Source organism: Streptomyces sp. NPDC048442 (assembly GCF_040651475.1).
Classification (GTDB): Bacteria; Actinomycetota; Actinomycetes; order Streptomycetales; family Streptomycetaceae; genus Streptomyces.
Genome location: NZ_JBEZKB010000003.1, coordinates 48,706 through 60,830, shown reverse-complemented (window position 1 = coordinate 60,830; position 12,125 = coordinate 48,706). Strand labels below are relative to the sequence as shown.

The 12,125-nt window shown below is 69.0% G+C and carries 10 protein-coding genes; 7 read left to right on the top strand and 3 right to left on the bottom strand.

Features of this window, described 5'->3' with window-relative positions; all coding sequences use genetic code 11:
• Positions 1-116 precede the first annotated feature (116 nt).
• Both AB0D18_RS06300 and pabB read left to right on the top strand, forming a co-directional pair.
• Positions 117-827 (top strand): 50S ribosomal protein L11 methyltransferase, encoded by a 711-nt coding sequence (locus AB0D18_RS06300; protein ID WP_362413522.1) that lies wholly within the window; start codon positions 117-119, stop codon positions 825-827.
• A gap of 49 nt (positions 828-876) precedes the next feature.
• A complete protein-coding gene (gene pabB, locus AB0D18_RS06295; RefSeq protein WP_362413520.1) occupies positions 877-3,132 on the top strand; it encodes an aminodeoxychorismate synthase component I in 2,256 nt (751 codons plus the stop codon).
• On the opposite strand, the gene AB0D18_RS06290 is transcribed toward pabB, so the two are convergent.
• The 3 genes from AB0D18_RS06290 to AB0D18_RS06280 form a co-directional block, all read right to left on the bottom strand.
• Positions 3,104-4,243 carry a transaldolase family protein gene (locus tag AB0D18_RS06290; protein ID WP_362413518.1) on the bottom strand — a complete coding sequence of 380 codons (1,140 nt, stop codon included), beginning with the start codon at positions 4,241-4,243 and terminating at the stop codon, positions 3,104-3,106. The two genes, pabB and AB0D18_RS06290, sit on opposite strands and share 29 nt — an antisense overlap.
• Before the next feature lie 246 nt (positions 4,244-4,489).
• Positions 4,490-5,962: an MFS transporter gene (locus AB0D18_RS06285; RefSeq protein WP_362414036.1), complete on the bottom strand. Its 1,473-nt coding sequence runs from the start codon at positions 5,960-5,962 to the stop codon at positions 4,490-4,492.
• 57 nt (positions 5,963-6,019) lie between these two features.
• Positions 6,020-6,844 (bottom strand): AfsR/SARP family transcriptional regulator, encoded by an 825-nt coding sequence (locus tag AB0D18_RS06280; protein ID WP_362413516.1) that lies wholly within the window; start codon positions 6,842-6,844, stop codon positions 6,020-6,022.
• Between the two features lie 336 nt (positions 6,845-7,180).
• Between AB0D18_RS06280 and AB0D18_RS06275 the strand changes: the two genes are divergently transcribed.
• The 5 genes from AB0D18_RS06275 to AB0D18_RS06255 all read left to right on the top strand — a co-directional run bounded on the left by AB0D18_RS06275 (position 7,181) and on the right by AB0D18_RS06255 (position 12,088).
• The gene (locus AB0D18_RS06275; protein WP_362413514.1) at positions 7,181-7,918 is read left to right on the top strand and encodes an HAD family hydrolase; all 738 of its coding nucleotides are present in this window, start codon (positions 7,181-7,183) and stop codon (positions 7,916-7,918) included.
• 49 nt (positions 7,919-7,967) lie between these two features.
• Positions 7,968-9,194: a transaldolase family protein gene (locus AB0D18_RS06270; RefSeq protein WP_362413512.1), complete on the top strand. Its 1,227-nt coding sequence runs from the start codon at positions 7,968-7,970 to the stop codon at positions 9,192-9,194.
• Positions 9,195-9,262: 68 nt separating this feature from the next.
• Entirely contained in the window at positions 9,263-10,015 is a 753-nt protein-coding gene (locus AB0D18_RS06265; protein WP_362413510.1) for a hypothetical protein, read from the top strand.
• On the top strand, positions 10,012-10,743 hold the full coding sequence (locus tag AB0D18_RS06260) for an SDR family oxidoreductase (protein ID WP_362413508.1): 732 nt from the start codon (positions 10,012-10,014) through the stop codon (positions 10,741-10,743). Before AB0D18_RS06265 ends, AB0D18_RS06260 begins: the two co-directional genes overlap by 4 nt.
• Before the next feature lie 115 nt (positions 10,744-10,858).
• Positions 10,859-12,088, top strand: coding sequence for a hypothetical protein (locus AB0D18_RS06255; RefSeq protein WP_362413506.1), 1,230 nt, complete (start codon positions 10,859-10,861; stop codon positions 12,086-12,088).
• Positions 12,089-12,125: the final 37 nt, after the last annotated feature.

Genomic DNA, 12,125 nt, shown 5'->3' with positions numbered 1-12,125 from the left:
TGTTCGCGTCACCATCGCCGCAGCCAGACCTGTCACGGGGTCACCTTCCTGGCCGGCCGAGGACCGTAGAAGAGTAATTGGCAAGGCAGGATTCACCCGCAGAGCCCGGAGGTTCGATGCTCGACGTGCGAAGCCACCTCAAGTCCTTGGAGCGCAGCAAACTGTCGATGAGCAACCCGGACCGCCCCCGGGTTTTCTCCCTTTCGGGTCGTGAATGGGATTTACTGGACGAGGTGTTCGCACCAGTATATTCACCGTCCACTAGAATATCGCTCGAATTCCTTGGACTCACCGAGCCGAACCCCGGGGCAGCGCCTTCCTCCCTGCTGGAGATCGGCTGCGGTTCCGGAGTCATTTCCGTCCAGGCCGCGCTCTCCCACTGCACGACCGTGGCGACGGACATCAATCCGAACGCGGTGCGGAACACCAGGATGAACGCGGAGCGGCACGGCGTCACCGATCGCGTGACGGTGCTGCACAGCGACCTGTTCGACGCGCTCGGCGAAGGAGCCAGGTTCGACCGGATCTTCTGGAGCTCCAACTACGTGCTGGCGCCGGCCGACTACTCCTACGGGTCGGTCCATGAACGCGCGTACATGGACGCCGGATACCGCACCCACCGCAGGTATCTGGAACAAGCGGTGCATCACCTGACCGCCACCGGATCCGCCCTGCTGCATTTCTGCGAACGGGGCAACGCGGCCGAACTGGCGCGCATCGCCGAGGAGTGCGGTCGTGAACTGCGGGTACTGCGCCGCCGCACGGTGCTCGAAGGAGCCGACCCGATCGAGCACTTCCTGCTCGAAGTGCTTCCGGCAGAGGCCTGAACCCCGCACCGCCGCACCGTCCCCCCACTCTCAGGAGACACCACCTCCTATGCGCACCCTGCTGGTCGACAACCACGACTCCTTCACCTACAACCTGTTCGACTACCTGGCACAAATCACCGGGGAAGAACCGACGGTCGTCCGCAACGACGACCCACGGTGGCGGATCTCGCATCTCAGGGATTTCGACCGGGTGATCATTTCACCGGGTCCGGGAAGCGCCGCACGACGGGCAGATTTCGGAATCTGTGAGGAAATCATCCACGACGCCCAAATTCCTCTGCTGGGCGTGTGTCTCGGACATCAGGGAATCGCTCTGGCCGGTGGCGGAAAAGTGTCCCTGGCACCGGAACCCCGGCACGGCCGAATTTCTCCGGTGACACACACGGGGGCCGGGGTGTTCGCCGGGGTCCCCTCCCCTTTCGATGCCGTCCGTTACCACTCGCTTGCTGTCACCCGGCTCCCTGACGAACTCGAAGCAACAGCCTGGAGTTCCGACGGAGTTCTCATGGGAATGCAGCATCGGAACCGGCCGCTGCACGGAGTCCAGTTCCATCCGGAATCGATCGGAACCGAATTCGGAATGCGGCTCCTGAAGAATTTCGTGGATCTTGCCCCGGGCCGGATGCCGTCCCGCTCCGTCTCCCTCGGCGGTACCCGGTGGCAGGTCTCCGACCGTCCGTGGCAGGTCTCCGGCCGCCCGTGGCAGGCCTCCGGCCGCCCGCCGGAGGGCACGTCCGAGCCGGTGCAACAAGCGGCCCCGAAGCGCCGGTTGCGGATCCGTGCGGAGCGGTTGCGGACCCGGTGGGACGGCGAAGTCGTCTTCCGGCAGCTGTACGGAGCGGCCACGCGGTCCTTCTGGCTGGACAGCAGCACCTCCGGCGCAACCACCGCCGCTGGTGGACTCGGCCGGTTCTCGTTCATGGGCGATGCCTCGGGCCCGCTCGCCCGCGTGGCCACGGCCGACGTGTCCAGCCGCACGGTCCACGTCGACTCCCGCACCGGAACGGAGATCGTCACCGGCGACTTCCTGAGCTGGCTCGACAATGACCTGCGCGGTACGGACACCCAAACGCCGGACCTGCCCTTCGATTTCGCCCTCGGCTGGGTCGGGTGTCTGGGGTACGGGCTGCAGTCCGCGTCCGGCGGCGTCCCGGTGCACCCTTCGCAGGAACCGGACGCGGCGATGCTCTTCGCCGACCGCGCCGTGGTCCTCGACCACCGCGAGGGGATGACGTACCTCCTGGCCCTGGAGAGCGACGGGGCGACGGGCCCCGACGGATGCGACGGGGCGACGGGCTCCGAGCAGGACGCGGCAGGCGCCTGGCTGGCGGAGACCGCCCGCCGGCTCGAAGCCCTGGCGGGCCTGGAACCGGCCCCCGCGCCCGCCCCTCCCGCCGCCGACGGCGTGCGGGTGGAACTGCGGCACGACCGCGACGAGTACCTGGACCTGATCAGGTCCTGCCAGGCGGAGCTGGGAGCCGGCGAGTCGTACGAGATCTGTCTCACCAACATGGCCTCGGCACGGGTGAACCTCGACCCGTGGCAGAGCTACCGGTACCTGCGCCGCGTCGCTCCGGCCCCGTTCGCGGCGCTGCTGAGGTTCGACGAGCTGTCGGTGCTGAGCAGTTCCCCGGAGCGCTTCCTGCGCGTCGGCGCGGACGGCACCGCGGAATCACGGCCGATCAAGGGCACCAGGCCGCGCGGGAACACACCCGAGCAGGACACCGCGCTCGTCGCCGAACTGCGCCTGGACGAGAAGGAGTTGGCGGAGAACCTGATGATCGTGGATCTGGTCCGCAACGATCTGGGACGGTGCGCCCGACCCGGTTCGGTCGCTGCCGACGACGTCTTCCGCGTGGAGACGTACGCCACCGTCCACCAGCTCGTCAGTACCGTGACCGCCACCCTGGACCCCCGCAGCAGTGCCGTCGACTGCGTGCGCGCGGCACACCCTGGCGGTTCCATGACCGGGGCTCCCAAGGAACGGACCATGCAGATCATCGACCGGCTCGAAGGCGGACCGCGGGGCATCTACGCGGGGGCCATCGGGTACTTCTCCCTCACCGGGGCGGCCGATCTGAGCATCGTCATCCGTACGGCCGTCCTCACGCCGGGCCTGGTGAGGTACGGAATCGGCGGGGCGATCACCGCACTGTCGGACCCGGAGGCGGAGTTCGAGGAGACGGCCGTCAAAGCGGCGCCGCTGCTGGCGGCGCTGGGGGCCACGTTCCCCGGCCGCGACTCGACCCCTGTCCCGGCCGGCTCCCGTACGCCTAACGGGGACGCTCCTGCAGCGAGTTGACGAGCGCCGCCCGGTCCTCCGCCTGCTCGCGGAGGGCCGTGACGGCCACTTCCCCGGCCACCTCCTCAACGCCCGCACCTTTGATCCGCAGCCCCGTCAGGTATCCCTGCGCGGCCGTGACCAAGGGCTCCCCCGAGAGAGTGTCACCGCGCAGCCGGGCCTGTCGGGCCACCGCGTCGAGGGTCCGTAGCGACATCGTCCGGACGGTGTTCCAGGCCACCAGGTCCTCCACCCGGTGCACCGCCGCCGTACGATCCCTCTCCGTGCGATCCCTCTCCGTGCGATCCCTCTCCGTGCGATCCCTCTCCGTACGGTCCGCCGCCGCATCGTCTTCGGGCCAGAGCAGCCGTTGCGGCCTGGCCCCCGCCTTGCGGAGTCTGCGCCAGCCGCTCGTACCGAGGCGCTCCTCGTACAGGTGGTAGACGACCCGGGCGAGAGCCGGCGCAGATCCCTCGCCGAGCGCCGCCTCCATCCGGGCCGCTCCGAAGGAAGCCACCGAGCCGGGGGCCATCGGGCGGCCGGCGGCGAGTGCCCGTTCGAGCCCTTCGAAGGAGGCGTCGGCCGCGTCCTCGTAGCGGCGCGGCGAGTAGAGGTGGCTGATGTTCACCCCGATCCCCTCCGCGAGGCAGCCGCTCACCACCTCCAGACCCGCGGCGGTGCCGGGCACCGTGATCAGCAGGTTGGGACGGTCCACCGCGGCGGCCAGGGCCCGTGCCTCGGCGAGCGAGCCGCGGGCGTCGTCGGCGGTCCTCGGGTCCAGTTCGGCGCACACCCAGCCGTCCTCGGCGCGCGTCGAGACGAACTGTGCCGCGAACACGTCGCAGGCCCTGCGGACGTCGTGGCGGTGCAGTGCCCTCAGGGCCACTTCGGCGCCGACGCCCCGCCCGCCGAGCGCTTCGAGCTGTGCGCGGTACGCGGTGCCTTCCCGCACTTCGCGCCCGAGCTCCCGCAGGGGCAGTACGGCGCCGGTCACCCGGGATTCCGCGACCAGTCGGGCCAGGGCTCCGTCCGCGAGGGAGCGGCGGGTGACCCCGTCGAGCCAGACGGAGACCCCTTCGTGCACCAGGTCCGTCAGAGCGGAGCCGGCCCGGGTCGCTGCTGCTTCGTCCACTGCGTACTCACTCTTCCTCTCGTCGGGCGGTCGGCACGGTTGGCGCGGTCGGCACGGTTGGCGCAGTCAGCACGGTCGTCGGGGCTTCCGGGGACCCCGCACCGGCGGCGTCCGCTGCCGGAAAGGCCCACGCTCCGCTGGTCGTCGCCGACTGCTCCCACGGGACGGGGCGTCCCCTCCTGTGCGCCAGGTGTGTCAGGTACGCCGCCCAACCCGCGCCGAGCAGGAGGGCGACGGCGGACACGATCACCCGGTCCGCTCCAGCTCCGGGGCCGGTCGGGCAGCCGGCCGGCTCACCCGTGCCAGTTCCAGGCCACCGGTCTCCGGCGCCCAGGCGGCCGACACCAGAGCGCCCAGCACAGAGACCGCGCAGCCGAACAGCAACACCGCGCCAACTCCCCATGCCTGCAGTCCCATGGGGACGAGGAAGGTGCCGACGGCCGCTCCGATCCGGCTCACCGCGGCGGCGAATCCGATCCCGGTGGCCCTGATCTCCGTGGGGAACACTTCGCTCGGGTAGACAGCCTGGAGCACGCTCGACCCCGCGTGGAACAGGGCGAAGACGCCGAAGCAGAGCGCGACGACCCCCGGGTGCGCATGGGGCCACAGCCCGAGGACGAGGAGGGCTGCCGCCGTGACGCAGAACGGCCACAGGAGGAGGGCCCGGCGGCCCACCCTGTTGATGACGGCCATGCCGGTCAGACAGCCCAGCAGCAGGAAGACGTTGAGCAGCACTTCGCCGAGACCGTCGCCCTGGGCGCCGAGCAGGCCCAGCACTTGGGGCGCGAAGGTGGAGATGGCGAAGAACGGTGTCACCTGGCAGAGCCAGAACAGGCTGGTGAACAGCGTGCGGCGGAGATACACCGGGGAGAAGAGGGTGGAGTGACGAGTGCGCACCGGTGCGTCGTCTGCCGCGGGCTGTTCGAGCCCCCGGCCGAGCCAGCGCCGGCTGATCGCCTCCGCCTCCGCGATCCGTCCCTTGCTCGCCAGCCAGCTCGGGGACTCCGGGGTGCCCAGCCTGGCGAGCAGCACCACGAGGGAGGGGAGCGCGCTGCTGGCGAGTATCCACCGCCATGCGGACGCGTCGTCGGTGAGGGACGCCATCGCGATGCCCAGCCCGGTCGCCAGGGTGTAGCCGACGTACCAGAAGACGATGAGGGAGGCCAGCAGGCGCCCTCGTCGCGCGGGCGGCGCGAACTCCGCGACCAGCGCGCCGGCGATGGCGTAGTCGGCACCCACCGCCGCGCCCATGACCAGTCGTACGGCGAGCAGTTGGGCGGGATCCTGGACCACGAGTTGCAGCAGGGAGCCGAGCAGGAAGACCAGCAGGTCGATGAGGTACATCTTCTGGCGGCCCACCTTGTCGGTGAGCCATCCGAAGACCAGCCCTCCGAAGAACAGGCCGATCAGCGAAGCCGAGCCGATCAACCCTACCCAGACAGGGGTGAGTTGGAGGTCGTCGCGAGCCAGCGGCAATGCCGCTCCCACCACCCCGAGCACCCACCCGTCACAGACTTCGCCGCCGCCCGCGCAGACGGCGATACGGGTCTCGAACCGGCGGACCCGCCTGGCCTTCTCCTTGGCGGGACCGGGACCGGAGCCATGGCCGGGACAGGGACCGGGGCCGGAGCCATGGCCGGGACAGGGATCGAGGCCTGAGCCAGGGCCGGGACAGGGATCGAGGCCTGAGCCGGACCCCTGGCCGGGCGACGAGTGCACATCCACGGCTGACACGTACGCTCTCCTCCGTTGCGGAATTCCGTTGTCGAATACCGGCTATCGGCTCGTCATGAGGTCCATCGAGAGGACCGCCCTGTCCTGTGTGACCACATCGAGTTCGGTGCTCTCGGTCAGTACGGCGGTCTGCAGCTGCCTGATCCGGTGGGAGGGCCCGATGCCGAGTTCCTCCGTGAGGGTCTTGTGGAGCCGGTGATAGATCCCGAGCGATTCCGCGGCACGGCCCGACCGGTACAGGGCGATCATGTACTGGGCATGGAGATTCTCGTGCACCGGATTCCGGGAGACGAGTGCACTCAATTCCGATAGCAGTCGATGGTGCATGCCGAGTCGTAATTCGGCTTCGATGCACTGCTCCAGCAGGGTCATCCGGAGGTCTTCCATACCCGTCGCATAGGCCTGGATGCACGGCCCCTGCTGGATGTCCAGCAGGGTTCGGCCGCGCCACAGACCGAGTGCGGAACGAATTGCCGCAGAAACTCCGGCGTCGTCCTTGTGCGATTGCGCCCGACGGAATTGAGTCAAGTGCACTTCGAGTACGTCCAGGTCGAGGGAGCCTTCTTCGACCTGGAACGAGTAGCCCTGGTGGTGCGTCTCCAGGATGCGCTTGCTCTCGTCCGTCGTCCGGCCGGACAGGTCTCCGGCCAGTGCCTGCCTGATCTGGAAGACCCTGGTGTGCACGCTCTGCACGGCACTGCGCGGCGAGGACTCGCCCCACAGTTCCTGGACACAGGTGTCGAGCGTGACCAGGGAGTTCGCATGGATCAGCAGAAGCGCCAGCAATTGACGCGTCTTGGGTGCGGTCGGGAGCAGGGAACCGTTTCCGTCCGTCAGGGACAGCGGGCCGAGAACTGCGAACTTCATTGAACTCCCTCTCGCACGGATGCCTGAACAAAGAAATCCAACGGCACGGACGATCTGTCGGGACAGTGGGACGTACTCCTGACCGAGCGGCTCCTGAACGAACGGCTCCTGACCGAGCGGCTCCTGAACGAACGGTTCAGCAGGTGCCCCGGAATGAAGCTAGCCGTGCGGCAACGACCGGTCCAGGAAGGGTTGCAGACTCTGTCACGTGCGCCCGAATTGAGCACGTATGACCGTACTTCCGGATGGCTCGGTATCGAGCAGTGAGCGAATCGTAAGGACGCCTTGCTTAACTGGCGAAGTCCCGCCGCCGAAAGGTTCACGAAAGGCATCCCCATGACGAAAGGTCTGGTCATATTCGACTGCGACGGAGTTCTCGTCGACAGTGAAACGCTGAGTGCGCGGGTCATGCGGGAGATGGCCGGCAAGGAGGGACTCGACTTCTCTCCCGAGCAGGCAGTCGAATTCATTCGGGGCCGCAAGGTCGCCGAGTGGGTCGGGCAGTTGGAGGCTTTGCTGGGCAGGGCGCTGCCGGCCCGCTTCGTGCCGGATTTCCGCACCGGGTGCGCCGAACTGTTCGCCACCGAACTGCGGCCGGTCCGCCATGTGCGGCAGGTGGTGGAGGGGCTCGGGCTGCCGTTCTGCACGGCGTCCAGCGCACCGCGCGAAAAGATCCTCAACACCCTTGGCCTGACAGGCCTGTTGCCGTACTTCCAAAACCGTATCCAGGACCGCTTCGAGGACCGCTTCGAAGACCGCGTCCAGGACCGCATCTACAGCGCGTACGAGGTCGGCGCGTGGAAGCCGGACCCCGGCCTCTTCCTGCACGCCGCGGCCGACCTCGGAGTGCTTCCCGAGCACTGCGCGGTGGTCGAGGACAGCGTCGTGGGCGTCCGGGCCGGGATCGCGGCCGGCATGTCGGTGTTCGGCTACGCGCCGCCGCAGAACGGAACGGCGGAGCAGCTCGCCGCCGAAGGTGCGGTGACCTTCGGCTCGATGAAGGAACTCCCCGGCCTGCTGGACAGCTGGGCCGCCCCCGCCGCCCACCTCCCGGCCGCCCACGCCGTCCGGTGACCACTCCCCCCACCCTCCTGAGAGACCGAGTCGGAAAGGCACGATCCGTATGCCGAGTGTTCTTCACGAGCTTCAGCAGGCCGGCAAGTCGGCAGAGATCTGGTGGGACTCCTCCCCCCTCGACTTCCCCCGGTGGCGCCGGCACCAGTTGGCCACCGCACCCGACAAGGCCACGAGGGACCGGTGGCAGGAACAGCTGGACCGGTTCCTGTGTCCCGCGACGCCCGACCGGTCCCTGGTGCGCGGCATCACGACCAACCCCTCGCTGGTCGCCCAGAGCGTCCTGGCCTCCCCGGAGAGCTGGCGCAGCGACATCCAGGAACTCATCCGCTACCAGCTGAGCCCCGACGTCGAGAGCACCTTCGCGCTCGTCTACGAGGAGGCCCTGCGCCGGGCGGCACGCGAGATGCTGCCGATGTGGAACGCCACCGGAGGGAAGTTCGGCTGGGTGTCGGGCCAGCTCGACCCCCGCCACATGCTCGATGCCGACCTCATGCTGGAACAGGCCCTGCGCATCGCCCGGATATCCCCGAACCTCATGGTCAAGGTCCCGGGAACCAAACAGGGTTACCAGGTCGTCCGGCAGCTGGTGGCACGCGGCATCTCCATCAACTCCACCCTCTCCTACACTGTCCCCCAGTTCGCCGCCTGCGCCCGCGCCGTGGAGGCCGGGCTGGCCGACGCGCGCGCCCAGGGCATCGACACCGGCCGGTGGCGCGCCGTCTTCACCCACATGATCGGCCGCTTCGGAGCCAACAACGATCTGCGGTACGAGGCGGCCATCCGCGACATCGAGCTCAGCAGGACCGACCTGCGCTGGGCCGAGGTCGCCATCCTCAAGCGAATCCACCGGCTGATCCAGGAGAACGGACACCCGGTCAAGCCCCTGCTGTCCAGCCTGGAGGTCGACGAACCCCGCCGGGACGGCTCCACGCTGAGCATGCATCTGGAGCAGAGCGCAGGGGGCGCGGTCGCGTACACCTGCAAGCCGCAGTTCATCGCGGACGTCATGCGCCGCGAGAGCGAGCTGCCGGTCTTTGACCCGGAGGCCATCGACCGGGAGGTGCCGGCCGACGTCCTGGAGAAGCTGATGTGGCTCCCGTCGTTCCACCGCGCCTACGACCCGGCGGGCATGCAGCCCGACGAGTTCGCCCACTACGGGTCGTTCGTCTCGACGTACGCCGAAGTCATGTCGAACACACGGAAGTTGATCGACTTCGTCGCGCACCAGTTCCAGACCGCCACCACCTCCGCGCGGCCTCTGCTGCTGGTCTGAGCCGCCCCGCTCCCGCCGTCCTGCGGGCCCGGTTCCCCGGCCCGTGCCCCCACCACCAGGAAGGTGTCATGCACAAGTCCATCGCGCTCTGGAGCCATCCCAGGTCGATGTCGACCGCGTTGGAGCGCTCGTTCATCGAGCGGCGCGACTTCAAGGTCTTCCACGAAGCCTTCGCCTACGTGTTCTTCATGCACGAGGAACGGGCCGCCATCCCGCACAAGAACCCGGACCCGGGCCACCCGCTCACCTATCCGGAGATCAAGCGGATGATGGAGGCCGCGCGCCGCGAAGGCCCCGTGTTCCACAAGGACTTCCCCTACCACTGTCTCGACCATCTCCTCGGCGACCCCGGCTATCTGCTGGGCCAGGTGAACACCTTCCTGATCCGCGACCCCGAGGAAGCCGTCCTCTCGCACGCCACGGTGCACCCCGAACTCACCCGCGAGGTGCTCGGATACGAGCAGCTGGCCAGGACGTTCGACTTCGTACGGGAACTGACGGGCAGCGCCCCGGTGGTCGTCAACGCCGCGGACCTCGCCGCCCGCCCGGAGGCCACCCTCGCGGCCTACTGCGACGCAGTCGGGATTCCCTTCCTTCCCGAAGCCCTGAAGTGGAGCGCCGGCGAACAGCCGCAGTGGACCACCTGGAGCGGCTGGCACACGGACGTGGCCGCCAGCAACGGCTTCAACAGGCCCCAGCGCGCCTACCGCTTCAGCTACGAGAACCGCCCCGACCTGCGCGAGTTCGAGCGCCACTGCCGTCCCTTCTACGAACACCTGGACCAGTACCGGCTGCAGCCGGCCGAGGAGGCAACCACATGAGTGTCACTACCGTCATCGTCACCGGCGGGGCCAGCGGCGTCGGCCGGGCCCTGGTGGGCCGGCTGCTGGACGCCGGCAAGACCGTCATCACCTGCGACATCGACGAGCCGGGCTTGAAGTCACTGGCCGACGAGCACCGGGGCCGGCCCCTGGAGACGCACGTCGCCGACGTCGCCTCGCACGAGGACTGCGACGCCTTCATGGACCGGGTCATCGCCGCGCACCCCGAGGTGGACGGCCTGGTCAACAACGCCGGCCTCTACCTCGGTCAGCCGGTCTGGGAGTACGACGACGCCACCATCGAGCGGGTCATCGCCGTGAACGTCAAGGGGCCGGTATGGCTCTCCCGCCGTTTCGCGGGCCACCTGCTGCCCGCCGAACGGCGCGGCGCCATCGTGAACCTGGCCTCGGTCGCGGGCGAGGTCGGCAGCTCCGACGCGCTCTACGGAACGGTCAAGGCCGGTGTCATCGGCCTCACCAAGTCCAACGCCATGAACTTCGCCCCGTACATCCGGGTCAACGTCGTCTCGCCCGGCCTCATCGTCAACACCGCGATCGCCGACCGGATACCCGACTACCGCTACGCCGAGTACAAGCGCCAGGAGCAGCTCGACGGCGACATCCTGCCCGAGTACGTGGCAGACGCCTGCGTCTATCTGCTCAGTGACCAGTCCCGGACCCTGACCGGCGCTCTGCTGCGCGCCGACAACGGCTCCTACCCGCGCTGAACCCGGCCCGGTCCCGGTGCGTGCGCGCCGCCACCCGGCGCGCACGCACCGCCCCCACGGCCCATGCGGCCGGCTCTTCCCACGGCTCCCTCTCCGTACGTCATGGAGGCACCCCTTGACTTCCCCGAGCGACACGAGCAACACGACCGGCACGAGCGACACGACCGGCACGAGCGCCTCGACCGGCACGAGCGCCTCGACCGGCACGACCGGCAGTTCCGGCAAGCCCCTCATCATGCTGCTGGGCATGGGCGACCTGAGCGCCAAGGTGCTCACCATGCTCCTCGGCGACCCCGCGACCAACCGGGTCGTACTGGCCGGGCGGGACGCCGAGGCCGTCCGCAGGCGCGGCAACCTGGCACTGTTCACGGCCACCAACCTCGGCCTGCACGGCACGGTCGACTCGGTCCACGTCGATCTCCGTGACGTCGACGCCACCGCCGACACCCTCGCCCGGGTCCGCCCCGACATCATCTTCATGGGCGGCTCGCTCCAGTCCTGGCGGGTCATCACCGCGCTGCCCAAGGAGGTCTTCGAGGAGCTCGACGAGGCGCAGTTCGGGCCGTGGCTGCCGATGCACCTGACGCTCAACCACCTGCTCATGCAGGCGGTCCGGGGCTCGGGCATCGACGCCAAAGTGGTGAACGCCGCGTTCCCCGACGCGGTCGGCCCGGTCCTCGACAAGGTGGGTCTGGCCCCCACGATCGGCGTGGGCAACGTCGCCAACATCGTTCCCGCGCTCACCCTGGGCGCCGCACACCTGCTGGACGCCCATCCCTCGCAGGTCGAACTCCGGCTCACCGCACAGCACTACTTCAGCCATTACGTACCGCGCTTCGGCGACGCCGGAAAGGGCGCGTACCACCTCGCGGCGAGCGTGCGGGGCCGGCCCGGGACCGCGGAGCTGGACCACGGCGCGCTCTTCGCCCAGCTCGACAACCGGCTGAAGCGGATCGGCGGGATCGACGGCCAGCTGCTGACCGCCTCCTCCGCCGTACGGGTGCTCAAGGGCATGGCGGCCGACAGCGGAGTGCTCGCGCACGCCCCCGCACCCGGCGGCCTGCCGGGCGGCTATCCGGTCCGCGTCCACCGCGCCGGCGGCACCCTCGACCTGCCCGCGGGCCTGGACCGGGACGAGGCGGTCCGGATCAACGAGGAGTGCCAGCGGGCCGACGGCATCGACCGCATCGACGACGACGGGACGGTGCACTTCACCGCACCGGAGATGGCGGTCATGAAGCGGCTGCTCGGTTACGAGTGCCAGAGCATGAAGCTCGGCGACGCGAGCGAGTGGGCCAACGAACTCACCCTGAAGTACGCGGCGTTCGCCGCGAAGTTCCGCTGAACCCGCGCGCGACCACCCAAGAGAGCCGGAGGACCAT